The 25,260-nt window shown below is 69.4% G+C and carries 30 protein-coding genes and 1 riboswitch; of the genes, 16 read left to right on the top strand and 14 right to left on the bottom strand.

All coding sequences use genetic code 11. From position 1 onward, the window contains the following. The first annotated feature begins 30 nt into the window (after nucleotides 1-30). Both ACJH6I_RS22390 and ACJH6I_RS22385 read left to right on the top strand, forming a co-directional pair. Nucleotides 31-582 carry a helix-turn-helix domain-containing protein gene (locus tag ACJH6I_RS22390; RefSeq protein WP_318986779.1) on the top strand — a complete coding sequence of 184 codons (552 nt, stop codon included), beginning with the start codon at nucleotides 31-33 and terminating at the stop codon, nucleotides 580-582. Between the two features lie 111 nt (nucleotides 583-693). Further along, nucleotides 694-1,710, top strand: coding sequence for a VWA domain-containing protein (locus ACJH6I_RS22385; protein WP_318986778.1), 1,017 nt, complete (start codon nucleotides 694-696; stop codon nucleotides 1,708-1,710). On the opposite strand, the gene ACJH6I_RS22380 is transcribed toward ACJH6I_RS22385, so the two are convergent. Continuing rightward, nucleotides 1,711-2,016, bottom strand: a complete 306-nt coding sequence (locus ACJH6I_RS22380) for a type VII secretion target (protein ID WP_318986777.1) — start codon at nucleotides 2,014-2,016, stop codon at nucleotides 1,711-1,713. 83 nt (nucleotides 2,017-2,099) lie between these two features. Between ACJH6I_RS22380 and ACJH6I_RS22375 the strand changes: the two genes are divergently transcribed. The 4 genes from ACJH6I_RS22375 (at nucleotide 2,100) to ACJH6I_RS22360 (ending at nucleotide 4,676) form a co-directional block, all read left to right on the top strand. After that, complete coding sequence (locus ACJH6I_RS22375; RefSeq protein ID WP_318986776.1) at nucleotides 2,100-3,092, top strand: LLM class F420-dependent oxidoreductase; 993 nt, start codon at nucleotides 2,100-2,102, stop codon at nucleotides 3,090-3,092. Between the two features lie 5 nt (nucleotides 3,093-3,097). After that, nucleotides 3,098-3,820, top strand: a complete 723-nt coding sequence (locus tag ACJH6I_RS22370) for a DUF2071 domain-containing protein (protein ID WP_318986775.1) — start codon at nucleotides 3,098-3,100, stop codon at nucleotides 3,818-3,820. A 95-nt stretch (nucleotides 3,821-3,915) separates the two neighbouring features. Next, a complete protein-coding gene (locus ACJH6I_RS22365) occupies nucleotides 3,916-4,290 on the top strand; it encodes a hypothetical protein (protein WP_318986774.1) in 375 nt (124 codons plus the stop codon). Between the two features lie 47 nt (nucleotides 4,291-4,337). Then, nucleotides 4,338-4,676, top strand: coding sequence for a cupin domain-containing protein (locus ACJH6I_RS22360; RefSeq protein ID WP_061006989.1), 339 nt, complete (start codon nucleotides 4,338-4,340; stop codon nucleotides 4,674-4,676). Here the strand turns inward: ACJH6I_RS22360 and ACJH6I_RS22355 are convergent. The 3 genes from ACJH6I_RS22355 to ACJH6I_RS22345 all read right to left on the bottom strand — a co-directional run bounded on the left by ACJH6I_RS22355 (nucleotide 4,657) and on the right by ACJH6I_RS22345 (nucleotide 10,346). Next, nucleotides 4,657-6,252: a GMC family oxidoreductase gene (locus ACJH6I_RS22355; RefSeq protein WP_318986773.1), complete on the bottom strand. Its 1,596-nt coding sequence runs from the start codon at nucleotides 6,250-6,252 to the stop codon at nucleotides 4,657-4,659. The two genes, ACJH6I_RS22360 and ACJH6I_RS22355, sit on opposite strands and share 20 nt — an antisense overlap. Before the next feature lie 78 nt (nucleotides 6,253-6,330). Further along, a complete protein-coding gene (locus tag ACJH6I_RS22350; protein WP_226520619.1) occupies nucleotides 6,331-7,980 on the bottom strand; it encodes a DNA repair helicase XPB in 1,650 nt (549 codons plus the stop codon). A 128-nt stretch (nucleotides 7,981-8,108) separates the two neighbouring features. After that, on the bottom strand, nucleotides 8,109-10,346 hold the full coding sequence (locus tag ACJH6I_RS22345; protein ID WP_318986772.1) for a helicase-associated domain-containing protein: 2,238 nt from the start codon (nucleotides 10,344-10,346) through the stop codon (nucleotides 8,109-8,111). Nucleotides 10,347-10,411: 65 nt separating this feature from the next. Between ACJH6I_RS22345 and ACJH6I_RS22340 the strand changes: the two genes are divergently transcribed. From ACJH6I_RS22340 to ACJH6I_RS22325, 4 genes are read left to right on the top strand one after another with little or no spacing between them, the layout of a single operon-like run. Next, on the top strand, nucleotides 10,412-10,597 hold the full coding sequence (locus ACJH6I_RS22340; protein ID WP_061006992.1) for a hypothetical protein: 186 nt from the start codon (nucleotides 10,412-10,414) through the stop codon (nucleotides 10,595-10,597). 41 nt (nucleotides 10,598-10,638) lie between these two features. Beyond that, on the top strand, nucleotides 10,639-11,073 hold the full coding sequence (gene moaC, locus ACJH6I_RS22335) for a cyclic pyranopterin monophosphate synthase MoaC (RefSeq protein WP_061006996.1): 435 nt from the start codon (nucleotides 10,639-10,641) through the stop codon (nucleotides 11,071-11,073). Beyond that, complete coding sequence (locus tag ACJH6I_RS22330) at nucleotides 11,070-11,549, top strand: molybdenum cofactor biosynthesis protein B (RefSeq protein ID WP_133426535.1); 480 nt, start codon at nucleotides 11,070-11,072, stop codon at nucleotides 11,547-11,549. Before moaC ends, ACJH6I_RS22330 begins: the two co-directional genes overlap by 4 nt. Continuing rightward, a complete protein-coding gene (locus tag ACJH6I_RS22325) occupies nucleotides 11,546-11,968 on the top strand; it encodes a molybdenum cofactor biosynthesis protein MoaE (protein WP_061006994.1) in 423 nt (140 codons plus the stop codon). The genes ACJH6I_RS22330 and ACJH6I_RS22325 overlap by 4 nt, the downstream gene beginning before the upstream one ends. A 252-nt stretch (nucleotides 11,969-12,220) precedes the next feature. On the opposite strand, the gene ACJH6I_RS22320 is transcribed toward ACJH6I_RS22325, so the two are convergent. From ACJH6I_RS22320 to ACJH6I_RS22305, 4 genes are all read right to left on the bottom strand, one after another. Next, nucleotides 12,221-13,363 carry a transglycosylase family protein gene (locus ACJH6I_RS22320; RefSeq protein WP_318986771.1) on the bottom strand — a complete coding sequence of 381 codons (1,143 nt, stop codon included), beginning with the start codon at nucleotides 13,361-13,363 and terminating at the stop codon, nucleotides 12,221-12,223. 8 nt (nucleotides 13,364-13,371) lie between these two features. Next, nucleotides 13,372-13,568: riboswitch (cyclic di-AMP (ydaO/yuaA leader) on the bottom strand. Nucleotides 13,569-13,778: 210 nt separating this feature from the next. Then, on the bottom strand, nucleotides 13,779-14,036 hold the full coding sequence (locus ACJH6I_RS22315; protein ID WP_082934726.1) for a MoaD/ThiS family protein: 258 nt from the start codon (nucleotides 14,034-14,036) through the stop codon (nucleotides 13,779-13,781). Between the two features lie 2 nt (nucleotides 14,037-14,038). Next, nucleotides 14,039-15,100, bottom strand: coding sequence for a GTP 3',8-cyclase MoaA (gene moaA / locus ACJH6I_RS22310; RefSeq protein ID WP_133426537.1), 1,062 nt, complete (start codon nucleotides 15,098-15,100; stop codon nucleotides 14,039-14,041). Continuing rightward, nucleotides 15,097-15,501, bottom strand: a complete 405-nt coding sequence (locus tag ACJH6I_RS22305) for a YccF domain-containing protein (RefSeq protein ID WP_064859312.1) — start codon at nucleotides 15,499-15,501, stop codon at nucleotides 15,097-15,099. Before ACJH6I_RS22305 ends, moaA begins: the two co-directional genes overlap by 4 nt. Nucleotides 15,502-15,650: 149 nt before the next feature. Between ACJH6I_RS22305 and ACJH6I_RS22300 the strand changes: the two genes are divergently transcribed. Continuing rightward, nucleotides 15,651-16,061, top strand: a complete 411-nt coding sequence (locus ACJH6I_RS22300; protein WP_053854517.1) for a cold-shock protein — start codon at nucleotides 15,651-15,653, stop codon at nucleotides 16,059-16,061. Nucleotides 16,062-16,144: 83 nt separating this feature from the next. Next, nucleotides 16,145-17,149, top strand: a complete 1,005-nt coding sequence (locus ACJH6I_RS22295) for a glutathione S-transferase C-terminal domain-containing protein (protein WP_318986770.1) — start codon at nucleotides 16,145-16,147, stop codon at nucleotides 17,147-17,149. Between the two features lies 1 nt (nucleotide 17,150). On the opposite strand, the gene ACJH6I_RS22290 is transcribed toward ACJH6I_RS22295, so the two are convergent. Continuing rightward, nucleotides 17,151-17,633: a DUF2771 domain-containing protein gene (locus ACJH6I_RS22290; protein WP_060998943.1), complete on the bottom strand. Its 483-nt coding sequence runs from the start codon at nucleotides 17,631-17,633 to the stop codon at nucleotides 17,151-17,153. After that, a complete protein-coding gene (locus ACJH6I_RS22285) occupies nucleotides 17,630-19,270 on the bottom strand; it encodes an MFS transporter (RefSeq protein WP_064859310.1) in 1,641 nt (546 codons plus the stop codon). The genes ACJH6I_RS22290 and ACJH6I_RS22285 overlap by 4 nt, the downstream gene beginning before the upstream one ends. A 501-nt stretch (nucleotides 19,271-19,771) precedes the next feature. On the opposite strand from ACJH6I_RS22285, the gene ACJH6I_RS22280 reads away from it, so the two are divergent. Continuing rightward, nucleotides 19,772-20,470 (top strand): DUF3027 domain-containing protein, encoded by a 699-nt coding sequence (locus ACJH6I_RS22280; protein WP_234789681.1) that lies wholly within the window; start codon nucleotides 19,772-19,774, stop codon nucleotides 20,468-20,470. On the opposite strand, the gene ACJH6I_RS22275 is transcribed toward ACJH6I_RS22280, so the two are convergent. Together ACJH6I_RS22275 and ACJH6I_RS22270 are read right to left on the bottom strand one after the other, a co-directional pair. Then, nucleotides 20,467-20,925, bottom strand: coding sequence for an SRPBCC family protein (locus ACJH6I_RS22275; protein WP_060998947.1), 459 nt, complete (start codon nucleotides 20,923-20,925; stop codon nucleotides 20,467-20,469). The two genes, ACJH6I_RS22280 and ACJH6I_RS22275, sit on opposite strands and share 4 nt — an antisense overlap. Before the next feature lie 30 nt (nucleotides 20,926-20,955). Next, nucleotides 20,956-21,222, bottom strand: a complete 267-nt coding sequence (locus ACJH6I_RS22270; RefSeq protein WP_060998949.1) for a DUF2530 domain-containing protein — start codon at nucleotides 21,220-21,222, stop codon at nucleotides 20,956-20,958. A 41-nt stretch (nucleotides 21,223-21,263) separates the two neighbouring features. Between ACJH6I_RS22270 and ACJH6I_RS22265 the strand changes: the two genes are divergently transcribed. The 3 genes from ACJH6I_RS22265 to ACJH6I_RS22255 are packed head-to-tail and all read left to right on the top strand — an operon-like array spanning nucleotide 21,264 to nucleotide 22,826. Beyond that, nucleotides 21,264-21,695: a MarR family transcriptional regulator gene (locus ACJH6I_RS22265; RefSeq protein WP_318986769.1), complete on the top strand. Its 432-nt coding sequence runs from the start codon at nucleotides 21,264-21,266 to the stop codon at nucleotides 21,693-21,695. A 23-nt stretch (nucleotides 21,696-21,718) separates the two neighbouring features. Continuing rightward, complete coding sequence (locus tag ACJH6I_RS22260) at nucleotides 21,719-22,540, top strand: RNA methyltransferase (RefSeq protein WP_318986797.1); 822 nt, start codon at nucleotides 21,719-21,721, stop codon at nucleotides 22,538-22,540. Nucleotides 22,541-22,550: 10 nt separating this feature from the next. Next, a complete protein-coding gene (locus ACJH6I_RS22255) occupies nucleotides 22,551-22,826 on the top strand; it encodes a DUF2537 domain-containing protein (RefSeq protein ID WP_212813194.1) in 276 nt (91 codons plus the stop codon). Between the two features lie 164 nt (nucleotides 22,827-22,990). Here ACJH6I_RS22255 and sepH read toward each other — a convergent pair whose 3' ends face one another. Both sepH and serC read right to left on the bottom strand, forming a co-directional pair. Continuing rightward, the gene (sepH, locus tag ACJH6I_RS22250; RefSeq protein ID WP_226520632.1) at nucleotides 22,991-23,953 is read right to left on the bottom strand and encodes a septation protein SepH; all 963 of its coding nucleotides are present in this window, start codon (nucleotides 23,951-23,953) and stop codon (nucleotides 22,991-22,993) included. 125 nt (nucleotides 23,954-24,078) lie between these two features. Continuing rightward, a complete protein-coding gene (serC, locus tag ACJH6I_RS22245) occupies nucleotides 24,079-25,185 on the bottom strand; it encodes a phosphoserine transaminase (protein WP_226520633.1) in 1,107 nt (368 codons plus the stop codon). Nucleotides 25,186-25,260 lie beyond the last annotated feature (75 nt).

Below are 25,260 nucleotides of genomic sequence, written 5' to 3'. Positions count from 1 at the left end.
ACCGCCCGTTAAGTAAGTTAGGGTGGCTACGTGGCGAGAACCCCGTCCGAGACCCGTGTGCGCATCCAGGATGTGGCGCGCGAGCTATTCAGTCAGAAGGGCGTGCAGCGGACCAGCCTGCAGGACATCGCCGATCGGCTCGGCATCAGTAAACCCGCGCTCTACTACCACTTCAGCTCGCGTGAGGACCTCGTGCGCAGCATCCTGCAGCCGCTGGTCGAGGAGGGCGAGGAATTCGTCGCCGCCCACGAACGCCTGCGCGGCTCGGCCCGCGCCACTCCACGCGAGCTGTTGCAGGGCTACTTCGACTTCCACTACCGGCACCGCGCCGACCTCATGCTCATCGTCACCGACCTGATCACGCTGGCCGACCTGGGACTGATCGACAGCATGCTGGCGTGGCGCGAGCGGCTGGGCAAGCTGGTCTTCGGACGTCGGCCCACCCTCGAACAAGCCACCCGCGCCGTCATCGCGTTCGGCGGCCTGCAGGACTGCTGCCTGCAGTTCCCGGACGTGCCGGCCGACCAGCTGCGGCGAGCGGCGGTCGACGGCGCGATGGCCGCGCTCGGACTGCCGGACTGACGGACCGATCGCGTCCGGCGCCGGCCGCATCCGGTACCGCACTCGTCGGCGTCGGTACGATTGCCCCATATCGGTCCGAGCGACGACGCCGAACGCAACGGAGAGTGCCTGTTGGAGATCCCCTTTATCGGGCCACTGACGCTGTCCGGGTTCTCGAGTGCCTGGTTCTTCCTGTACCTGATCGCCGTCGTCGGCGCCGTCGCGATCTACCTGCTGCTGCGCAAGGCCCGTCGCAAGCGGGTGTTGCGGTTCGCCAACACCGAACTGCTCGAACAGGTCGTCGCGGCCCGTCCCAAGACGCGCTCGCGCTGGCGGCACCTGCCGGCGGTGCTGCTGGTGATCTCCCTGGTCCTGCTGACCACCGCCATGGCCGGACCGACCCACGACATCCGGATTCCGCGTAACCGCGCCGTCGTCATGCTCGTCATCGACGTCTCCGAATCGATGATCGCCACCGACGTCAAGCCCAGCCGCATCGAGGCGGCGAAAAGCGCCGGCAAGACGTTCGTCAAGGGCCTGACGACCGGGATCAGCGTCGGCCTCGTCCAATTCTCGTCCAGCGCAACGATGCTGGTCGCGCCGACCAGCGATCACGACGTCGTGGCGCGGACCATCGACACCCTGGAGCCGTCGCCGCGCACCGCGACCGGCGAGGGCATCTTCACGGCCTTGCAGGCCATCGCCACGCTCGACGCGGTCATGGGCGGCGGTGACGGTCCGCCGCCCGCACACATCGTGCTGATGTCGGACGGTAAGGAAACCGTGCCGGCGGACCCGAACGACCCGCGCGGCGCACTGACGGCGGCCCGCGCGGCCAAGGACCAGGACGTCGTGATCTCGACCATCTCGTTCGGTACACCGTCGGGTGTCATCACCTACGAGGGTCAGGAAGTGCCGGTCCCGACCGATGACCTGTCGCTGCAGAAGATTGCGAAGGTCACCGGCGGCGAGTCGTTCCGCGCCGAGACCCTCGACCAGTTGACCCGTGTGTACGCCAATCTGCAGGAGCAGATCGGCTACCAGACCATCCGCGGCGATGCCAGCGGCAGCTGGACGCGCGTCGGTTTCTTCGTGCTGGTGCTCGCGCTGTTCGCGGGCCTGCGGATCAACAACCGCCTGCCGGGCTGATCAGCGTCCCGGCATCGTTGTGCCGATGGCGTTGCCCGCCGCGGCGTCGGTGCTCTGGTAGTTGGTGGCCGCGGTGCGCAGCGAGTCGGCGAAGCCGGTGACGGCCTTGCCGAGGTTCTCGCAATCGGTGTTCAGCACCGGGCCGACGCGCTGACAGGCGGCGCCGGAGGCGAGCCCGGACATGCCGGCCGCGGCCGAATTCAGCGATTCTCCCGGCTTGGCTCCGCCGACCGCGGAGCCGCACGACGCCATGGTGCTCGCCGCGGCCGTCAGAACCTGCGGATCGACGCGCAATTCGGGTGCCATGGTCTTCAGCCTAAGCCCGGGCCGTGAGGGTTCCCGACGCCGTTTCGTGGAGCGGCCCGCACGTATTGCATAAAGTCGGGACCATGCGCTTCGGATTGTTCATCCCGCAAGGTTGGCGACTCGATCTGGTGGGGATCGCCCCACAGGACCAATGGCAGGTGATGCGCGACCTGGCCGCGCACGCCGACGCCGGACCCTGGGATTCGCTATGGGTCTACGACCATTTCCACACCGTGCCGATGCCGACGGCAGAGGCCACGCACGAGGCGTGGACGCTGATGGCGGCATACGCCGCCACGACATCGCGGATCAAGCTGGGTCAGATGTGTACGGCGATCAGCTACCGCAACCCGGCGTATCTGGCGAAGGTGGCGGCGACCACCGACATCATCGCCGGCGGCCGGGTGCAGATGGGCATCGGCGGCGGCTGGTACGAACACGAATGGCGCGCTTACGGTTACGGCTTCCCGTCGGCGAGTGTGCGACTCGCCCGGCTCGATGAGGGCGTGCAGATCATGCGCACCGCCTGGCGCGACGGGGTGGTGAGCTTCGACGGCAGGCACTACCAGGTCGACGGCGCCATCGTGCAGCCGAAGCCGTTGCAGGACAACGGCATTCCGCTGTGGATCGCGGGCGGCGGCGAGAAGGTGACACTGAAGATCGCCGCGAAGTACGCGCAGTACACCAACTTCACCTCCGAGCCTGACGGCTTCGCGCACAAATCCGAAGTGCTGCAACAGCACTGCCGTGAGGTCGGCACCGACTACGACGGCATCGTCCGCTCGGCCAACTTCAATGTGGTGATCGGGGAATCCGAGGACGACGTCGCGGCCCGCATCGCGCGCATCCGGGATCGCCAGGTCACCGTCGCGCACGAAGCCGCCGTCGACGCGATGGTGAAAAACCTGACCTCACCCGATTCCGCTTGCGGCACAACCGAACAGGTCGTCGCGAAGCTGCAGAAGATCAAGGATCTCGGCTGCGAGTACGCGATCCTGTACTTCCCCGAGGCCGCGTACGACAGGTCGAGCATCGAGGCGTTCGAGCGCGAGGTCATACCCGCGCTCAGTGACTAGCCACCGTGGACGGATTTCTGATCGACGCGCCGCCGCTGCGTCCGCCGGTGTGGGTGCAGCAGTTCTGGGGTGACCTCACGTTCCTGCACTGGCCCGTCGACCCGGCGAGCGTCGCGCACCTGTATCCGCCCGGCACCGCGCCGGATATCTTCTCCGACGGGCTGACGTACGTCGGCCTGGTGCCGTTCGTCATGCACCGCTCGGCGGTGGCCGGCGGTGTGCCATTGCCGTACTTCGGCACCTTCGCCGAAACCAACGTGCGGCTGTACTCGGTCGACGCCGCCGGCCGGCACGGCGTGCTGTTCCGGTCGCTGGAGACGACGCGGCTGGCGGTCGTGGGGGCGACGCGACTCGGCATGGGTGTGCCGTACACCTGGGCCAAACTGCGCGTCACTCGCGCCGGTGACCGGATCACCTACTCGGGCACGCGCCGGTGGCCCGAGCGCGGCCTGCGCACCCTGGCCGAAGTCGCGATCGGTGCGCCCGTCGAACCCTCGCCGTTGGAGGTGTGGCTGACGGCGCGGTGGGGCGCGCACACCCGCAAGGCCGGCCGGACGTGGTGGGTGCCCAACGAACATCCCACCTGGCCGTTGCGACAGGCCGAGGTGGTCGAGCTGACCGACGATCTGGTGCCGGCCAGCGGGGTGGTGCCGGTGGGTCCGCCGTTGCGCGCGCTGTTCTCGCCGGGGGTGCAGGCCCGTTTCGGTCGGCCGACCGCGCTTCGTTGAGCCTTTACCCGAAGGTGTCCGATTCCGGTCCGGAAGATGAACGGCTGGTAGCGCAAAGGTGCAGTCTCGGTGATCATTGCGCCATGTTGCCGACGATGCGTGATTCCGGACTCCGAGCCGGTGCGGTGCCGATCCCTGCCAACGCCGTGTCCAGTCGGCGCACGGTGCGCCCCGGCGTCGTGAGTGGCCGGCCGCGGGTCAGTGCCGGTCCCGCTCCCGCGCACCGGGCCGACCTGGCGCAATCGCGCCTGTTCGCGGCCCTGCTGCTGGACGAGATCGCCGATCTGGAGGACCAGATGACGTTGGCGGAGCGGCGATCCCGGCGCGCCCAAGCCGCCACGGGGTCGGCGGCCGAACTCCCGTCGGAGACGCTGCTGGCGCTGCGCCGCAGGGTCCTGGAGGTGCAGCGGATGCTCGACGCACTGCGTCGTCGCTTCCCGGGCGAGGGGGATTCGCTGCGCGTGATTTAAACCGCCAAAGGGTCGCCACGGGCATTGCTGAGGCGGATAGTCAGATCATGGAGAAGATCTCTTTGACCGCGCTCGCCCGTCAGCATCTGGACGCCGCGAAGAACGGGAATGGCGGGCGCAGCGCGCACACGGTCTTCGGCGGCCACGAGCACGCGTTGCGGCAGACGCTGATCGCTCTCGCCGACGGCAATGAGTTGGGCGAACACGAGAGCCCCGGCGAGGCCACGCTTCAGGTGCTGCAGGGGCGGGTGCGCCTCGTCGCCGAACAGGCCAGCTGGGATGGCATGGCCGGCGACCACATCATCATCCCGCCCACCCGGCACAGCCTGAAGGCGCTCGCCGACTCGGTGGTGCTGCTGACCGTGGTCAAACAGCCGGCGCGTTAGCCGGGATGAAGGTCATCGCGCGCTCGGCGAGCGCGGTGATCGTCAGGCTCGGATTGGCGCCGACGTTGGCCGGGACTGCCGCGCCATCGGTGACCAGCAGGTTCTCGTAGCCGAAGACGTGGTTCCGGCTGTCGACGACACCGGTCTCAGGAGAGGCGCCGATCACCGCGCCGCCGAGGATGTGCGCCGTCGACGGGATCGCGAAAATGCCTTCTGTCACACCGGAATAGGCGACGCCGCCCATGCGGCGCGCGAACCATTTCGCCGCGTCGTAGGCGGCGGGCACGAAGTCCGGGTTGGGGTTGTCGGGATCCTGCTCGGTGGTCAGGGCGACGTTGCCGTTCGGGAGCCGCATCTTGACCTTCAGGCGCATCGCATTGTCGATGGACTGCATGACCAGCAGGATGATCACGCGGCGCGAAGTGTCCTTGATCTTCCAGGCCGCCAGCGCTGCCTTCGGGTTCTTCGCGGCGGCGGCCAGGAAGTGAAGCGGCCGGGTGCCGCGCTTGCCCGCCTCGATCATCAGGTTGAACAGCAGCGACTGGCTGTCGCCGCCCTTGCCGTATGTGACGACCTCGATGTGGGTGGCGGGGTCGGTGTAGATGCTCGACGTGATCGCGATCGAGTGGGTGAAGTCGTCGGGGTAGTCCTTGGGTGCCATCACCGCCATGATCGATTCGCTGTTGGTGCGCACCACGTACCCGAGGCGGTCGGAGATGTTCGGTAGCGAACCGCCGAGCTTGCAGCGCTGCAGGAGGCGGTTGGTGCCCAGCGCCCCGGCTGCGACGACGACCCCGCGGGCGCGCAGTTTCTCGGCCGACCGCTTGCCGAGCGCGCCGCTCTTCTGGTGTGTCACTTCGTATCCCGTGGCACCACGGGCGTCGAGCGGCTTGATGTCGGTCACCGACCGTTCGCTGAAAATCTTCACGCCGAGCTTCTCGGCGAACCACAGGTAGTTCTTGCGCAGGGTGTTTTTGGCGCCGTGGCGGCAGCCGACCATGCACGACCCGCACTTGATGCAGCCCGTTCGGTCGGGTCCGTCGCCGTCGAAGTACGGGTCGGCCACCGTCTTGCCGGGCTGGCCGAGGAACACCCCCACCCGCGTACGGCGGTAGGTGTCGCCGACGCCGATCGACTCGCTGTACTCCTTCAACAGCAGGTCCGCGGGGCCGTCGTCGTCGTACTCGGTGACGCCGAGCATCCGTTCGGCTTCGTCGTAGTGCGGCGCTAGTTCGGTCTCCCAGTCGGCCAGCCCCTTCCACTGCGGGCTCTCGTAGAAATTCGGGAACGCCCGGTACAGCGTGTTCGCATAGCCCAGGCTGCCACCGCCGACACCGCAGCCGGAGCCGATGAAGATGTCCTTGAACAGCGTCAGCCGGAGGATGCCGCGCATCCCGACCTGCGGTGCCCAGTAGTAGTTCTTGGCATCCTTGGTCTCATCCGCGAAGTCGGCGTCCTCGAATCGGCGGCCGCATTCGAGAACCGCTACGCGATAACCCTTTTCGGCCAGCCGCAGCGCCGAGACGCTGCCGCCGAAGCCGGAGCCGATGACCAGCCAGTCATAGTCGTACGTCATCAGTGACCTCCGCAGGTGGGCGAACTGCGAAGAGCGTATGTCCCGGCGGTCACGGCCGCATCCGATTGCTGGGACTGGCTAAATAGCCGGCCCCAACAGGTCGTCGGCGTCCTTGATGACGTAGCCGTAGCCTTGCTCGGCCAGGAAGCGCTGCCGGTGCGCGGCGTACTCGGCGTCGAGGCTGTCGCGCGAGACCACCGAGTAGAACACCGCGCCGCCACCGTCGGCCTTCGGGCGCAGCAGCCGGCCCAGGCGCTGGGCCTCTTCCTGACGCGATCCGAATGTGCCCGAAACCTGAACGGCAACAGAGGCTTCCGGCAGGTCGATGGAGAAGTTGGCGACCTTCGACACCACCAGGGTGCGGATCTCGCCCGACCGGAACTGGTCGAACAGTGCCTCGCGTTCGGCGTTCTTGGTCGAGCCCTGGATCACCGGGGCGTCCAACTCCTGGCCGAGCTCTTCCAGCTGGTCCAGGTAGGCGCCGATCACCAGCGTCGGCTCGTCGGGATGCCGGGCCAGGATCGACTTCACCACCGCGATCTTGGTGTGCGCCGTCGAGCACAGCTTGTAGCGCTCCTCGGGCTCGGCCGTCGCGTACGTCATGCGCTCGTTCTCGGTCATGGTGACCCGGACCTCGACGCACTCGGCCGGCGCGATCCAGCCCTGTGCCTCGATGTCCTTCCACGGGGCGTCGTACCGCTTTGGCCCGATGAGTGAGAACACGTCGCCCTCGCGACCGTCTTCGCGAATCAGTGTGGCGGTCAAGCCGAGTCGGCGGCGGGACTGCAGATCGGCCGTCATCCGGAACACCGGGGCGGGCAGCAGGTGCACCTCGTCGTAGATGATCAGCCCCCAGTCGCGGCTGTCGAACAGCTCCAGGTGCTTGTACTCACCCTTGGTGCGCCGGGTGATCACCTGATACGTCGCGATGGTGACGGGCCGAATCTCCTTGCGCTCGCCGGAGTATTCGCCGATCTCCTCTTCGGTCAACGAGGTGCGCGCGATCAGCTCGCGCTTCCACTGGCGTCCGGCGACGGTGTTGGTCACCAGGATCAGCGTCGTCGCACCCGCCTTGGCCATGGCCGCAGCGCCGACCATCGTCTTGCCCGCGCCACAGGGGAGCACCACGACGCCCGACCCACCGGCCCAGAACGAATCCGCGGCCAGCTCCTGGTAGTCGCGCAGCTTCCAGGTGTCCTGCTCCAGCATGATCGGGTGCGCCTCGCCGTTGACGTAACCCGCCAAATCCTCTGCGGGCCAACCGATCTTGAGCAGCATCTGCTTGACGCGGCCGCGCTCGGACGGGTGGACGATGACGGTGTCGTCGTCGATCTGGGCGCCCAGCATCGGGGTGATCTTCTTGTTGCGCAGCACCTCGGCCAGCACGGCCCGGTCCAGGCTCACGAGCGTCAACCCGTGCGCCGGGTGCTTCACCAGCTGCAGCCGCCCGTAGCGGCCCATGGTGTCGACGATGTCGACCAGCAGCGGCTGCGGCACCGCGTACCGCGAGTGCGACACCAGCGCGTCGACCACCTGCTCGGCGTCGTGGCCCGCGGCGCGCGCGTTCCACAGCGCCAGCGGCGTGATGCGGTAGGTGTGCACGTGCTCGGGCGCACGCTCCAGTTCGGCGAACGGCGCGATCGCCGCCCGCGCCGCCCCGGCCTGCTCGTGGTCGACCTCGAGCAGCACGGTCTTGTCCGACTGGACGATCAGGGGTCCGTCAGTCATGCGCCATCCACTCCATCAATTGCTCGCAGGCCATCCGATCCATTATCCAGACGCGCGCGAGTGGTCACGTTTCCACCGCGAGCGGGAGGTACCCCCAGCTTGCGAGGAGAACGTGACCCCGCAGCGTCCTATTCCGGCGCGACGACCGAGGTCACCCGGTGGATCGCGAATTCGCGGACCCGGCCGGCGGCCGGGTCGTAGGCGGTCAGCTGGCCGCCACGCACGTTCACCGGCGCCACCACGCGCTGCGTGGCAACCCCGGCGGCGTCGACGTACCCGATCACCACCGACGACTGGGTCACCGCGGCGTCGGTCAGCAGCGAGATCGCGGCCGCCGGGTCCAGTCGCTCCCCGTTGCCGCCGCGGCCGGTCTGGCGCAGAACGGCGACGATGGCGCCGAGCGTCTTCTCGTTCGGTGCCTGCGGGTGCCGGAAGGTGCGCCGGTGGATCGGTGTGGACACCCGCGCGCCGAGCGGGCGCAGGTCGACGATGGTGCCCGACCAGTCCTCGGCGGCCGGGGCGAAGCCCGCGGTGCGCAGGCCGGCCAGCACGTCGGCGATCGGCGCGGGTGACACCGCGACGGTGGGCGCCAGGGCCCGCAGGCTCAACTGCTCGAGCGTGGGGGAGGCGAGTGCCTGTGCCAGCAGCGCCGGGTCCTCACACCGGATGAACGACGACGCCATGCCGACCCGCAGCTGTCCGTGCCGGCGGGCGACGTCGTCGATCAGATAGGTGAGGCCCTGCGGCACCGGCGTCTTGGAGTGCCGGGCGAACAGGGTGTGGATCTCGCTGGCGGTCCTGCCGGTATCGAGGGCGCGCCGGATGGACTGCTCGCTGACGCGGTAAACCGATGCGGCCCCTGCGGATTCGATGTCGGCGACGGTCGCCAGCTGGTCGGCGAGGTCGCGTTCGAGCGGCCCGGGGACGACGACTGTCAGATCGGCCTGCAGCAGGAAATGGTCGATCGGGTCGGGCAGTGCCGCCGCCATCGCGGCGACGACGTCCTCTTCGGGTGCGCCGGCCAGCAGCATCCTGATCGGCCCGGCGAGCGCGCCGCGGCCGACCATGCCCAAAGCGTGTGCCTCGGTGAGCAATTCGTCGGTCGGCTCGGGTTGCAGACGGGCGGTCCAGCGCGGCCGGCGCCACAGCATCGCTGCCGAGGCGGTGGCGGTGTCCATGGTGCCGCCCGGCGGCAGTTCGGCGAGCACCGTCAGCAGCAGCCGGCGGTCCAGCGGCGCGGCCGACGAATACAGCGCATTGGTCAGGGCGGCATACGGCTTGCCGTCGGGCCCGCGCTTACCCACCAGCCCGGGACGGCAAGGCAGGTCCAGCCAGGTGGTGGCCAGCAGGTGCCAGCGCGTGGCGGCACTCGATTCGATGAATCGGTCCGCGGCGACGGTCGGCGCCCAGTAGGGGCCGTCGTCGTAGTCGTCCGAGTCGGGGATGCCCGATGCGATCAGCGTCGCCGACGCGCACAGTTCCAGGATCAGCGAGAGCCGGCCTTCGTCGATCCCGGTGACCTTGGTCAGCCGCTTGGCGTCGCGCACCCCGAGGCCGCCGCTGCGCAGCTCGGGAACCGGTGTCGCAGAGAGGGTTTCGAGGACCAGTTCGACTTCGCGCAGCAGGTCGATGGCCGAGCCCGCCGCGGCCGCGTCGACGTCCTTCTCGGCCAAGACCGGAGTCGAGGGTGTCGGCGGCGTCAGCGTCGTCGGCCCCGGCGCCTGTCCTCGCAGGACCTGGCCGACGAGCCGCGGCAGGATCACCGTCTCGTCGTCGATCGGGCGCAGCAGTCCGGCGGCGATCAGCTGCGGCACCGGACGGTCGGGTGCGGTCCCCGGCGCCGCATCCTTGGTCCGGCCGATCGGCGACCCGTCAGCCAGCCGCTCGAGCAGGTCCCGCTGCGGCGTATCGATGGCGGCCAGCTTCGCGGCGATGCCGTCGGCGTCTGGGTCCTCGACGGTGACCTGCCCCGGATACCAGGGCAGCACCGACGCCGCCTCCGAGACCACCCGCACCGTGTCGGCGCCCCACACCAGCCCGCGGGTGCGCAGCTCGTCGAGCGCCGAGGTGACGACCTTCTTGTTGGCGCGCCCAGCCAGCAACTGGAACAGCGCGCCGGTCGGCACGGCGATGGTGGTGGCCTGCAGCGTCAGCAGCGCGTCCAGCACGGCGAGCTGCAGAAAATCGAGATCGTCGGTCGCGGCCTTGACCGATTGCCGGGACTGGGCGCGGGCCGCCAGCGCGGACAGGGTCGCCGGCGGCGGTTGCGTGAGGTCGGGCCGGACGCTGAGCAGCTGCACCAGCTGCGCGTCCGACATGTCGGCCAGCCAGGAGCCCAGCGGCACACCCGGGGAATCGTCGATCATTGCTGACCAGCGTAAAGCAGCCTCCCGGCCTCGCCAGCGGGCGCGGGGCCTGCCACAATGTCTCCGTGGCTGAGAAGAAGAAGAACCAGTACGTCGACAATGGCTGGCCCGAGGTGTCCGGCGACGACCACGCCGTGAGCGAGCTGGCAACCGACCGTACCGGCGCGCTCTCGCCGTTCGGCGACCTGGAGTTCCCGCTGCCGGCCGAGAAGCTGCCGTACATGCACCCGGTCACCGTCGTCAACAAGTAGCCGTGGAGCTCTCGCACCTGGACGAATCGGGTGCGGCCCACATGGTGGACGTGTCCGCCAAGGACGCCACCCGGCGCACCGCCGTCGCGGCGGGCGTCCTGCACACCCGCGCTGACGTCGTCGACCTCATCACCAGCGGTGGACTGCCCAAAGGTGACGCACTCGCGACCGCCCGCGTCGCCGGCATCATGGCGGCCAAGCGCACCAGCGACCTGATCCCGCTGTGCCACCAGCTGGCACTGACGAAGGTCGACGTGTCGTTCGAGGCCGGGTCGGCTGACATTGCCATCACCGCGACCGTGCGCACCACCGACCGCACCGGCGTCGAGATGGAAGCCCTCACGGCGGTCAGCGTCGCGGCCCTGACGCTGTACGACATGATCAAGGCCGTCGACCCGGCCGCGCGCATCGACGACATCCGGGTGCTGCGCAAGGAAGGCGGCAAGACCGGCCTCTGGGAGCGGGAACAGTCGTGAGCCGCACCGCCCGCGTCGTCATCGCCTCCACCCGCGCCGCTGCCGGCGTCTACGAGGACCGCACCGGCCCGCTCATCGTCGCCTGGTTCGCGGAACGCGGGTTCGACGTGCCCGCACCGGTCGTCGTCACCGACGGCGAGCCGGTCGGCGCCGAACTGCGCCGCGCCATCGCCGACGACGTGGACGTCGTCCTCACCTCGGGCGGTACGGGAATCTCCCCGACCGACGCCACGCCGCAGGCGACGCTCGAGGTGCTGGACTACCAGATCCCCGGGCTCGCCGACGCGATCCGTCGGTCCGGGCTGCCGCACGTCCCGACCTCGGTGCTGTCCCGCGGGGTGTGCGGCGTCGCCGGCCGGACGCTGATCGTCAACCTGCCGGGTTCGTCCGGGGGAGTGAAGGACGGGCTGGGGGTGCTGGCCGGGGTACTGGACCACGCGCTCGACCAGCTCGGCGGAAAGGACCATGCCGGATGAGCGTGCTGCGCGCCGACCTCAGTGAATCGCCGATCGACGTCGCGTCCCACGAGGCCCTGGTCGACCACAGCGCCGCGGGAGCCGTCGTGAGCTTCGCCGGGGTCGTGCGCAACCACGACGGCGGCCGCGGGGTGACGCGGCTGGAGTACTCGGCGCACCCGTCGGCCGCGGCGGTGCTGGCCGAGGTCGCCGCCGACGTCGCCGCCGCCTCCGAAGGCGTGCGCGCCATCGCGGTCAGCCACCGGATCGGGGTGCTCAACATCGGCGACGCCGCCCTTGTCGCGGCGGTATCGGCCGATCACCGCGCCGCGGCATTCCGTACCTGCGCGCTGCTGGTCGACACCGTCAAGGAGCGGCTGCCCGTCTGGAAGCACCAGTTCTTCACCGACGGCACCGACGAATGGGTCGGCTCGGCCTGAGCCCCGAGGCCTGCTCTTCGCTCGCCGAGGAAAGGCTGGCGCGCAAGTACCTGGCTTCAATCACCAGGCGCGCGCAGCTGCCGTGACTGAAGCCAGGTACGTGTTTCGGCCGTCGGCGGTCCCTGAGCGCAATGACCGCCGTCTGACCGCTCCCCGATTGCACTCACGTACTTTCGCCGGCGCCCTGCACTGACTGGCCACGAAAAAAAATCGCCCCGGTCGAATGACCGGGGCGATTTCTCTATGTACGTATTACGGAGCCGGAGGGGCGTCGACGATCGGGGCCGGGCCGGGCGCCGGAGCGTTCGGCGGGGCCGAGATGCTGCCGCCCGGTGCGCCGGTCCGCGTCGAGGCGACGGCGAGCAGGGCGTCACGACCGGAGATGTCGTTGTTCTGGACCGCGTGCCACAGCTGCTTCAGGTAGCTCATGTTGGCGCTGTCACCCGTCTCGGGCGCATCCATGGTCGAACCCGGGGGCAGGTTGGTCGGGCTGGCGAGGTGCGGCGTGCCGTCCGGCGGGGTCTGCAGCGCGACCGGGGCGGCCGGGGCGGGAGCCGCGGCATCGGCAACCGGAGCGGGGGCCGGCGCCGGGGCGTCGACGACGGGGGCCGGGTCGGCCGGCAGGTCCTGCTTCGCGTGCAGGGCCCACGCGCCGTTCTCGGCGGGGGCCTCGCTGGTGTCCCAGTTGGCGGCCTGGATCACGGGCGCCGGGGCCTCGACCGGAGCTTCCGGGGCGGGCGCTTCGACGACGGGTGCCTCGGGAGCCGGGGCAGGAGCCTCAGGGGCCGGGGCGGGGGCCTCGGGGGCGGGCGCGGGAGCCTCGGGCGCGTCCAGGACGGGGGCCTCGGGGGCGGGGATCTCGTTGGAGACGTTGACGATCGCGGGGCCCTCGGGGGCCTCCGGCAGCGGCGCGTCGAGCGGAGCGGCGGCCTCTTGCACCGGAGCCGGGTCGGCCGGGGCGTTGAGCTCGGGGTTGTCCAGCGTGGCGGCCGGGGCCGGCGCCGGGTTGTTCTTCACGGCGTTGCGCGGGGTGGAACCGGACAGGCCGGTGCCGCAGACCGGCCAGGCGCCGCGGCCCTGGCTGGCCAGGACGCGCTCGGCGACGGCGATCTGCTGGTCCTTGCTGGCCATGTTGGCGGCGGGGGCGTACTCGCCACCGCCGTGGGCACTCCAGGTGCTGGGCGAGAACTGCAGCCCGCCCTGGTAGCCGTTGCCGGTGTTGATGGCCCAGTTACCGCCGGATTCGCAGCGGGCTACCTTGTCCCATTCGCCGTCGGTCGCGGCGGTGGCCTGGGCGGCGAGGGCGATGCTGCCGCCACCAAGAACCGCGCCGGTGAAGGCGATCTTGGCGACAGAGACGCTGGACGTGGTCGGTTTGCGGTGGCGTCCACTCATGAAAAAAGCAGTCCTCTCGTCAACGCCTGCGAGGTCAGCTGTCGGGTTCGGGCTGGAGAGGTTGCCCGGCCTGCAGAGCAGGCTTCACCCCAAGGAGCCGAGGCTCCTGGTCCTGATTTCCTCGGTGGACCGGTTGGGTCCCCCGCCTCCATCCACGGGTTGTCGTCGGCCGCACCTGATGGATGGAGCTAGGCGTTTCAAGTGCGGGTGCCAAAGGGTCGCTCTGGCTTGAGAGACGACGGTATCGGGTCAGGTGGGTTCCGTCACCTCGACCGATTTCGGGCGTTTCGGGCCCGAGCAAATTATGAGAGGACTTTAAAGCCGCTGGCTGATTCGGCGTTTTCGCAGGTATCGATGCCGGTCAGGGGCGCCGCAGCCAGGTCGTTACCGTTTCGTTATGTGAGGCATTTCACAATTAGCCGCCGGCGAAGGGGGGTAGGACATCGAGCGTCCCGCCCGTGGCGAGCGCGGTGTCCAGATCGCGCACGGCGACGCCGTCGCGCAGAAATGAGCAGCGTGAGAGCACTTTTGCCACATCTGCCCCACGTGTACCAATGGAGTTCACCAGATCGCGGACGGTTACACCCTCATTGAGCTGCAACGTTTCGGTCTCGATTCCGGTTGCGGCCTTCGCGGCGGCGAAATAGCGCACCGTCACCACCAAATCCGCCACCGTCAGCCGCCGATCGCGCTCATCGGGCGGTCCGGCTGGACGAAACCCGGATCGTTTATTCCATGGCCCGCCGGCTTGGCCCACATCGCGGCCCGCCAGGCGGCCTCCACCGCATCGTCGTCCGCGCCGCCGCGCAGCAACGCCCGCAGATCCGTCTCCTGCTGTGAGAACAGACAGCTGCGCACCTGACCGTCGGCCGTGAGCCGGGTGCGGTCGCACGTGCCGCAGAACGCGGCCGAGACGGACGCGATGACGCCGACGGTGCCGAGCACCGCGCCGTCGTCGTGCACCTGCCACAGCTCGGCCGGGGCGGAACCCCGCGGCGCCGGGTCCGGGCGCAGGCTGAATTCGCGGCGCAGCGCCGCCAGAATCTGGTCGGCCTGCAGGACCGAACCCCGCTGCCAGTGATGCCCGGCGTCGAGTGGCATCTGCTCGATGATGCGCAGCTGGTACCCGTGCTCGAGGCAGAAGCGCAACAGCGCCGGGGCGTCGTCCAAGCCGGTTTCCGGGTCGAGCACAGCGTTGACCTTGACCGGACTCAGCCCCGCCGCCTTTGCGGCGGCCAGGCCGTCGAGCACCTCGGGCAGTCGCCGACGCCGCGTGATGGCCGCGAAGCGGTCCGGGTCCAGGGTGTCGAGCGAGACGTTGACGCGATTCAGGCCGGCCTTCTTGAGCGCTGCCGCGCGCTTGGCGAGTCCGATGCCGTTGGTCGTCACGGCCATGGCCGGCCGCGGCTGCAACGCGGCGGTCGCCGCGACCACTTCCTCCAGATGTGGAACCAGCAGCGGCTCACCGCCGGTGAACCGCACACCCGTGATGCCCAACCGCGTCACGGCCACCCGGATCAGCCGGGTGAGCTCTTCGGGAGTGAGCAGGTCGGCGCCGGGCAGCCAGTCCAGGCCCTCGGCCGGCATGCAATAGGTACAACGCAGATTGCAGCGGTCGGTGAGCGACACCCGCAGATCGGCGGCGACACGGCCGTACGTGTCGATCAGCGGCCCGGATGCCGGGGCCGGACCGACAGGGCGCGCGATGGTCGGGAGGCCGAGTGGCGTGAGTGTCATTGCTGCCAGGCTGGTGCGGGGTGGGTCTGGTCGACCGGGACGATCTGCTTGCCCAGCGGCAGCAGCGACACCGGGATCAGCTTGAGGTTGGCCAGCGCCAGCGGGATACCGACGATGGTGATGGCTTGCGCGATGGCGGTGGCGATATGGCCGAGCACCAGCCACCAGCCGCACAGCACCAGCCAGATCACGTTGCCGACCAGCGCCCCCGGGCGCGGTCCGGGCTTGTCGACGACCGTCTGGCCGAACGGCCACAGGGCGTAGACGCCGATGCGGGCCGCCGCGACGCCGAACGGGATGGTGACGATGAGGACGAAGCAGATCAGGGCTGCGAGGAAGTAGCCGAGCGCCAGCCAGAAGCCGCCGAAAACCAGCCAGATGATGTTCAGGATCAGGCGCATGTCACCTCCTCTACATAGAACCTTCAGCCTACCGAGTAATGGGGATGCTGCGATCTGAGGTGGCCGAGTAGGATCAACGGCAACGCGTCCTGCGGAGGTGGGGCGCTTTCGTTATGTAACCGTATGTTGAGAACGAGCAGGTGAGACCAGTGCCAAGCGGCCGGGTTAAGTGGTACGACACGGAGAAGGGCTTCGGCTTCCTCTCCCAGGAAGAGGGCGAGGACGTCTACGTCCGGTCTTCGGCGCTGCCCGCCGGGGTTGAAGGTCTCAAGGCCGGTCAGCGCGTCGAGTTCGGTGTCGCGGCCGGGCGTCGCGGTCCGCAGGCGCTGAGCCTCAAGCTGATCGACCCGCCGCCGAGCCTGTCGCGCACCCGTCGCGAGGCCGCGGCCCCCGAGCACAAGCACACGCCCGACGAGCTGCACGGCATGGTGTCGGACATGATCACCCTCCTCGAGGACGTCGTTCAGTCCGAGCTGCGCCGGGGGCGTTACCCCGACCGCAAGACGGCCCGCAAGGTGTCCGAGGTGGTCAAGGCCGTCGCCCGCGAGCTCGACGCCTGATTCACACGCCGAAGGTTGGCTTGTGTTCGAGAGTCGGCTGATTTCTCGCACACAAGCCAACTTTGGGCGGGCAGACTGGGGATGTGACCTACGTCAACCCCGGTTCTGAGTTCACCCGCGACACCAACTACATCAGCACCCGGATCACGGCCGACGGTCGTGACGGGTACCCCGTCGAACCCGGGCGGTATCGGCTGATCGTCGCCAGGGCCTGTCCCTGGGCCAACCGCGCCATCATCGTCCGTCGGCTGCTGGGCCTGGAAGATGTTCTCTCCATTGGCTTTTGCGGTCCGACGCACGATCAGCGTAGCTGGACATTCGACCTGGATCCCGGCGGCGTCGACCCGGTGCTGAAAATCCCGCGGCTGCAGGACGCCTACTTCAAGCGCGACCCGGACTACCCCAAGGGCATCACGGTGCCCGCGATCGTCGACGTGCCCACCGGTGCCGTCGTGACCAACGACTTCGCGCAAATGACGCTGGACCTGTCCACCGAATGGACGGCGTACCACCGCGACGGTGCGCCGCAGCTGTACCCCGAGCATCTGCGCGACGAGATCGACAGCGTCGCCAAGCGCGTCTACACCGAGGTCAACAACGGCGTCTACCGCTGCGGGTTCGCGGGATCACAGGAGGCGTACGACGCCGCCTACGACCGGCTGTTCACCGCGCTGGACTGGCTGAGCGAAAGGCTCAGCGGCCAAAGGTATCTCGTGGGGGACACCATCACCGAGGCCGACGTGCGGCTGTTCACCACGCTGGCCCGGTTCGACCCGGTCTATCACGGGCACTTCAAGTGCAATCGGTCCAAGCTCGCCGAGATGCCGGTGCTGTGGGCGTACGCCCGGGACCTGTTCCAGACCCCCGGCTTCGGCGACACCGTCGACTTCGTGCAGATCAAGCAGCACTACTACATCGTGCACGCCGACATCAATCCGACGCAGATCGTGCCGAAAGGTCCCGATCTGGCAAATTGGCTGACGCCGCACGGCCGGGAAGCGTTGGGCGGCAGGCCTTTCGGTGACGGCACGCCGCCCGGGCCGGTTCGCGACGGTGAACAGGTGCCGGCCGGCCACGGCGCTGGGTAGGTCAGGGCCAGACGGTCCGCACGGACCATTCGGCGTGCGGCAGGGGGAACTCGTTGCCGTCGGAATCCCTTGCCAGAGTGGGCAGTTGGACGGCGAGCCCGAGCAGCTTGCCGTGATGCGGGTCGACGGTCGGGATGGTCACGGCCAGCCGCTGGTTCGGCCGGAACTCGCTGACGGTGGAACCGTCGTCCTCGTAGGCGAGCAGCAGCACCCACGGCGCCCGCGCCACGGGCTGCGGCACGGACAGCTGAATGGGGTGCCGCGCCGTGACGTGCAGTTCGCCCGTCGTCGCGGGGACGTCGCACGCCTTCAGGTGGACGTCGCAGTAGCGGTACGGCCCGATGCGCGTCAGCTGGCCATCGGTGAAGGCGCTGATCTCGGGGAAGTCGGGACCCTGGTGCCGCGTCAGCCGCCAGACCAGGACACCTGTGGCCGTCGCCGACAGCACCGCGACCACTGCCAACAGCGCGAGAACTCGTTTCATATCCATCCTTGACGCGCCCCGGGCATTGCCGCGGGATCGGGCCGTGGTCCTTCCTGCTCGGCGAGTACGGGCCGGTTGCCGCCGAAGCCCGGGATCAGTGAGCCACCGTTGTAGCTCACGAGGGTCTGGGCGAGCCCGGGGATCAGCAGGGCGCTGACCGCGGTGAACCCGACCCAGAGGTCGGTATAGATCAGCACACCGACGGCGCCGCCGACCACCCAGGCCAACTGCAGCACCGACTCGGACCGGCCGAAGGCCGACGCCCGGGACGCCTCGGGCAGGTCGTGCTGCAGCGAGGCGTCCAGCGACGCCTTGGAGATCGCCGTGGCGGCCGAGGTGATCAGCGCGGCGGCCGCGGCCACCATCAGGTTGCCGGCCACCGCGGCGGCGATTGCCGCAGCAGTGACGATGACAGTTGCGCGCACGACCACCTGCGCGGGATGCCCCAATTTGAGGCGGGCACTGGCGATGTTGCCGGCGAAGTTCCCGATGCCGGCGGCGGCGCCGATGAGGCCGAGGATCTTCAGCTGTTCCCACGCACCCGCGTCGTGCGACTTGGCGACGAACGCGGGGTAGAGGAACAGAAAGCCGACGAGCACCTTGATGGTGCAGTTGCCCCACAGTGACGTGATGATGTTGCGGCCCAACGGCTGTCGCGGGGACTTGTCGTGATGCGGATGTCGCAGCTGCTCGGTCGGCGCGTGATACGACAGCGTCGCCGGCACCTCACCCTCGGTGACCTCGACCCACTTGGGGATGCGCATCGTCAGGACGGCGCCCGCGACCGCCACGACGGCGACGACGTAGAGCGCGCCCGGCAGATGCATCAGGCCGAAGGTGTACTCGAACGCGGCTGCGACGCCACCGCCCAGACCGGTGCCACCGAGCAGCCCGAACATGGTGAGCCGGGAATTGACCCGGACCAGGTCGATCGTCGGTGGCAGCACACGTGGCGTCACGGCGCTGCGCAGCACGCTGAACGACTTGGACAGCACCATCATCCCCAGCGCGCACGGGTAGAGCACCCACGGGGGATAGCTGCCCGTGGCGCCGTCGTAGTTGCCGATCAGCACCAGCGCCAGCACCACGCGCAGCGCGAACGACACCGCAAGGGCGACGCGCCGGCCGTGCTGCACGCGGTCCAGCGCCGGCCCGATGAGCGGGGCGATCACCGCGAACGGCGCGATGGTGATGAGCAGGTACAGGGCCACCTTGCTCTTGGACTCACCTGAGGCCGCCGCGAAGAACAGCGTGTTGGCGAGCGCGATGCCCATCGCCGCGTCGAGCGCGTTGTTCGCGACGACGGGCCACGTCAGCGCCGTCAGACCGGATTTGTCGGCGCCGTCGGCCGTCGCGGCCCGGTGCACCAGGCCATACACCTTGGTGCCCATCTCACGGCTGCGCTGCGCGGCGGCCCGGGTGACGGTGATCTTCTCGCCGCCCGCGGGGCCGCGGCGCCGGTCGTCGTCATCGCGGCGCCGGTCGTCGTAGCCGTCGTCGTATCCACGGTCGTAGCCATGGCCGTCGTGGTGATCGTCGTCGAGCGGCGGCAGCCAGCGGTTGTCGCTGTGCGACGACGACCCCCGCGGCGGCGGCCGGCGGCGGGCCTGACCAGGATCGCTCGGGTAATTGGCCATGCCCGGATGCTCTTCGTCATCGCGGCGCGGTGGGCGCGGCGGGTAGTAACGGGGATCCCCCGACCTCCCGGCATCCCGCGGTCCACTCATGAGCACGATTGTTCCCCATGCTGCCGACGGCGGCGCGCAGGCAGGCGGTGTGGCCTTGTCCTGGGTGGTCAGGCAGTATTGATCACGATGGACATGCCCAATGACACCGAATCGGCAGCCGTGACGCCGGACGAGTCGACGCCGCCCGAGGCGCCGGTCGAGGTGCCGACCCCTGAAGCCGCCGTGGAATCCGTCGACGCCGTCGAAGCTCCCGCCGAGGCACCGGAATCGGCCGAAGTGCCCGAGACCGTCGATGAGCCGCAGGCCGCCGACGAGTCCCCGGCCGCCGACGCTGTCGTCGACGAGGCCCCGGTTGCGGAGACCGCTGACGCGCCCGCGACCGAAGCGGCCCCCGAGGCCGCGGCGGCTGTCGAAGAAGAGGCCGAGCTGCCCGACCTGACCCCGATCCTGATGGGCGCGGTCGACCAGGCCCGCGCCGCGATCATCGAGTTCAGTGGCGAGGGCGTCGTCGGTGACTACCTGGGCGCCAGCTTCGACGACCCGGCGTCGGTGACCCATCGATTCCTCGCGTCGATGTCCGGCTACCACGGCTGGCAGTGGGCAGTGGTGCTGGCGACCTACCCGGGCGCCGACCACACCACCGTCAGCGAAGTGGTCCTGGTGCCGGGACCTGATGCGCTGCTGGCCCCGCAGTGGGTGCCGTGGAACGAGCGCGTGCAGCCGGGCGATCTGAGCCCGGGCGATCTGCTGGCGCCGCCGCCCAACGATCCCCGGCTGGTGCCCGGTTACCTGGCCTCCGGTGACCCCGAGTGGGACGAGGTGGCTGCCGAGGTCGGTTTCGGCCGCAAGCAGGTGCTCAGCGACTGGGGCCGGACGGATGCCGCGCAGCGCTGGCAGGACGGCGACTACGGGCCGAACGCCGCCATGGCCCGGGCCACCCGCCGGACCTGCCGTGGCTGCGGTTTCTACGTGCCGCTGTCCGGGTCACTCGGCCTGGTGTTCGGCGTGTGCGCCAATGAACTGTCCGCCGACGGACGTGTGGTGTCCGCGGAGTACGGCTGTGGCGCGCACTCGGACACGCCGCCGCCGGAGCCCATCGGCTCACCGGCCTTCGAGCCTTTCGACGACGGCGTGCTCGACCTCGGCTAAGCGCCTTCGGCCGCGGCCTTGATCCGGCCGAGCGAGGTCTTCATGCCCTCGACCAGTTCCACCTCGAAGTTGGGCACGCCGCCCATGAAGCGGTTGATCAGCGTGCTCGAGATCGGCTTGACGGCTTCCGCACGCCGGCTCACGGTCACCTTGGTGCCGGTGCCCGCAGGCTCGAGGTCATAGGTCCACTCGGTGTTGTTGGTGTTGACCCGGAACGACAGCTTCTTCTGCGCGTCGAGCGCGGTGATGGTCGAGGTCGTGGGCCAGAACATCGCGCCGCGGCGGTTGACGTTGACGGTCTTGGTGCCGACCTTGACGGCGCCGACCGCCTTCATCACCCGACACTGCGGGCTCCACTTGGGCATGTTGTCGAGGTCGGAGATCAAGGCCCAGACCTTGGCCACCGGCGCGTTGATGGTGATGTCTGCCTGCAGCAGGGGTGTTTCGCCAGCCATCGGACTTCTCCCTTGTCGAGATGAGAATGGTCAGCGCAGGCCGCGTTGGGCACCTCGTGCGCCGCGACGGGCCGCGCTGCGTTGCCACAGAAATATAGATGTGCCGAGTACGCCGACACCGAGGCCCGCGACGGTCACCGGCCGCCAGGTGTGCAGGGCCGTGACGGTGAAGGCCAGCGCCACCGCCACCAGCCAGCCGACGGCGATCACCACGATCACCGGAACCGGGTCGAGGAGGCGGTCGGGGAGAGCCGGCGGAACGGGTTCCGCCGGATGTTCGTGCGCGGGCGTGGCCATCTCCTCTAACGCTAGTCGATCGATCGGTACGCTATCTGCTCGTGACGGACGCCGATGACCGCTTGGCCAATGACCTGTCGCTGGCCGTTGTGCGGCTGGCACGGCAGTTGCGATTCCGTCGTCCCGATTCGCCGGTGTCCCTGACGCAGTTGTCGGCCCTGGCCACGCTCGCGAAGGACGGCCCCATGACGCCGGGCGCGCTGGCCACCCGGGAGCGGGTGCGGCCGCCGTCGATGACGCGCGTCATCGCTTCGCTCGTCGAGCTGGGGCTGGTGGAGCGCAGTTCGCATCCGGATGACCGGCGCCAGGTGCTGGTCGCGGTGTCCAAAGCCGGCGAGGAGCTGTTCGAGGCCGAGCGCCGGGCGGGCATGGAGTGGCTGCAGGGCCGGCTCGAGAAGCTGTCCGGCCAGGACCGCGGCATCCTGCTGGCTGCCGCTGACCTGATGTTCGCGATCATCGACGAAGCCCAGTGAGCGCTGCCGCAGAACTCGACGCGATGGACGACGTCATCGTTGTCGACGTCACCGACCCCGCCGATCCCCGGCTCGACGATTTCCGCGACCTCAACAGCGTGGACCGCCGGCCTGACCTGCCCTCGGGCAAGGGGCTGGTGATCGCCGAGGGCGTGTTGGTGGCGCAGCGCATGCTGGCGTCGCGGTTCAGCCCGCGTGCGTTCCTCGGCACCGATCGCCGGCTCCGCGAACTGTCCGGCGACCTGGCCGGCTGCGGCGTGCCCTACTACCGCGCCAGCGCCGAGGTGATGGCCGAGGTCGTCGGCTTCCACCTCAACCGCGGCGTACTCGCCGCGGCCCCCCGGCCCGTCGAGCTGACGGTGCCCGACGTGCTGCGGGATGCCCGGACCGTCGCGGTCCTCGAGGGTGTCAACGACCACGAGAACCTGGGCTCGATCTTCCGCAACGCCGCCGGCCTCGACGTCGACGCGGTGGTGTTCGGCGCCGGCTGCGCCGATCCGTTGTACCGCCGCGCGGTCCGGGTGTCGATGGGCCATGCCCTGCTGGTGCCCTACGCCCGCGCGGAGTCGTGGCCCGGTGATCTGAAATTGATGCAGGACAACGGCTTTCACCTGATCGCCATGACGCCGGGGGAGGGTTCGGTGCCGCTGGCCGATGCCCTGGCGCCGCTGGCCGGGGAGAAGGTCGGGGTGCTCGTCGGGGCCGAAGGCCCGGGGCTGACCGAACACACCATGCGGGCCTGCGAGGTGCGGGCGCGCATCCCGATGTCGCGGGGCACCGATTCGCTGAATGTCGCCACGGCCGCCGCGCTGGCGTTCTACGAGCGCGCGCGAACGGCGGGCTAGATTGGCTCAGATGACGACACCGTCGCAGACGCCGTGGGGCACCGGACTGACGGTGTCGGCGTTCGTCGCTGCCGTGACGGCCGCCGCCATCATCGTCCTGTCCCTGGGGCTGCTGCGGGTGCACCCGCTGCTCGCGGTCGGTTTGAACGCCGTCGCGGTCGGTGGCCTGGCCCCGACGGTGTGGGCCTGGCGCGTGCGCCCGGTGTGGCGCTGGTTCGTCTGGGGCGCCGGTGCCGGTGTGGCGCTGGGCTGGATCGCGACGCTCGCGATCGCCCTGGGCCGTTAGCCCCGCCCCGCCATTGAATCTGTAACTACGGCGCAGAAGTGCGGGTAGCGGTGACCCTCAGTACAGGGTCAACGTGAGGTCGGCTGACGCTGTCGTTGAGTGTGTAGCTGTGGCGCAGAAGTGCGAGTAGGGGAGACCCTCAGTGCAGGGTCAACGTAACAAGATCAGCGCTGGCCGTTGGCCCGCACGCCGAGCAGGACGTCTTCCCACGCCGGAATCTCGGGCTTCTTCTTGCGCGGACGCGCGGCGGGAGCGGCCGGCTCGGGGGTCTCGACGACGGCTGCCGGCTCCGGCGCCGGGATGGGCTCGGGTGCCGGCGGGGCCACCGGCGCGGCGGGCACCGGGGGAGCGGCCGGGGGCGGCGTCATGACGACGACGGGGGCGGGCGCGGGCTCCGGCGCAGGCGCAGGCGCAGGCGCAGGCGCAGGCGCGGGTTCCGGCTGATGTGCGGGCATCGGGATCTCGGCGACCGATTCCTCGAAATGCAGCTGCGCGAGCGGCGCGACCGACCGCAGGGCCGGGCGGGTGTAGTTCGGGTCGATCAGCTCGGTCGCGGCGTCGTCGAACGCCGTGGTGGTGCCGCCGTGGGCGCCGGGGCTGAACCGGAAGTGTGCGACGTTGTCGGACCGCCCGGCCTTCCAGCCGAACTGCACGGTCCAGCGGCTGTCCTCGTTGCGCCAGGCGTCCCACTTGGTGGCTTCGGGGTCGAGACCGCGGGAGATCAGGGCTCCGGTCACCGTCTCGAGCAGGGTCAGCACCGACGGGCCGTCGGGCAGGATCGGGTGCGACGCGCTGGCGAGTTCGGCGGCGCGGGAGCGCTCCAGCAGCACCGGGTGGGCGAAGCGCATGATGCGCTCCGGGCTCACGCCCGCGGCTGCGGCGAGCTGCTCGACGGAGGCACCGGCCCGGATGCGGGACTGGATGTCACGGGGGCGCAGGGAGTTGGGCACCTCGACCTCGACTTCGATCTCCGTCTGATTGATGGCGGCCCGGTCGCCGCGGACGGCGGCCTTCAGTCGATTGTCGACGCGCAAGACAAACTTGTCTGCGGTGGCCGAACCGTTGGGGGCTTCGCAGATGATGCGCTTGCCGTCGGCGTCGAGTCCGACGACCTTGAGTTCCCTCATTGGTGACCTCCTAGGACGCGGCTTAACGGCTCACCCTAGCGCGTTATCGACTCGTAACCGTGCTGACACACCGAGGCGCGCAGCCCTTCATGGACTGCGCGCCTCGGTTACGTGTCAGGTGGTGCTCAGAGGCGTTCCACAACCCAGTCGACGCACGCCGTCAGGGCGCTGATGTCGTCGGGGTCGACAGCCGGGAACATGGCCACGCGCAGCTGGTTGCGGCCCAGCTTGCGGTACGGCTCGGTGTCGACGATCCCGTTGGCGCGCAACACCTTTGCGACCGCGGCGGCGTCAACGTCGTCGTTGAAGTCGATGGTGCCGACGACCTGCGACCGCAGCGCCGGGTCGGCGACGAACGGCGTGGTGAACGGACGCGACTCGGCCCACGAGTACAGGCGCTGCGACGAGTCGGCGGTGCGCTTGACGGCCCAGTCCAGGCCGCCGTTGCCGTTGAGCCAGTCCAGCTGCTCGGCGAGCAGGATCAGGGTCGCGATCGCCGGGGTGTTGTAGGTCTGGTTCTTGAGGCTGTTCTCGACCGCGATGGGCAGCGACAGGAAGTCGGGCACCCAGCGGTCGGTGGCGGCGATCTGCTCGACGCGGGCCAGTGCGGCGGGGCTCATCACGGCGAGCCAGAGGCCACCGTCGGAGGCGAAGTTCTTCTGCGGCGCGAAGTAGTAGGCGTCGGTGTCGGCGATGTTGACGGGCAGACCGCCGGCGGCCGAGGTGGCGTCGATCGCGACCAGAGCGTCACCGGCGGGACGCTGGATCGGCACCGCGACACCCGTCGAGGTCTCGTTGTGGGCCCAGGCCACGACGTCGACGTCGGGGTCCGACTGCACGGCGGGGGCGCTGCCGGCGTCGGCCTTGATGACGATGGGGTCGCCGACGAACGGGTTCTTGGCGACGCACGACGCGAACTTGCTGCTGAACTCGCCGTAGGTGAGGTGCAGCGAGCGCTTGTCGATGAGGCCGAACGCGGCGGCGTCCCAGAAAGCGGTCGAGCCGCCGTTGCCGAGGATGACCTCGTAGCCGTCCGGAGTGGAGAACAGTTGCTTGACGCCGTCGCGCACGCGGCCGACCAGATTCTTGACCGGGGCCTGGCGGTGCGAGGTGCCGAACAGGTCGCCGGCGGCGGCCAGCGCGGTCAGCTGCTCGGGGCGAACCTTGGACGGGCCGCAGCCGAAGCGTCCGTCGGCGGGCTTGATGTCGGCGGGGATGGTGAGCTCAGCCATGGGTGTCAGCGTAGTTGCAGGTCGACGGCCGGTGTCGTGGGGATCCGGCTGCTCGCCCGGCGGTTCTGCACGTAG

Origin of the sequence: Mycobacterium sp. SMC-13 (assembly GCF_045311035.1) — a bacterium.
Taxonomy (GTDB): Bacteria; Actinomycetota; Actinomycetes; order Mycobacteriales; family Mycobacteriaceae; genus Mycobacterium.
The sequence above is the reverse complement of the archived record's forward strand: the minus strand, read 5'-3'. Positions and strand labels throughout refer to the sequence as shown.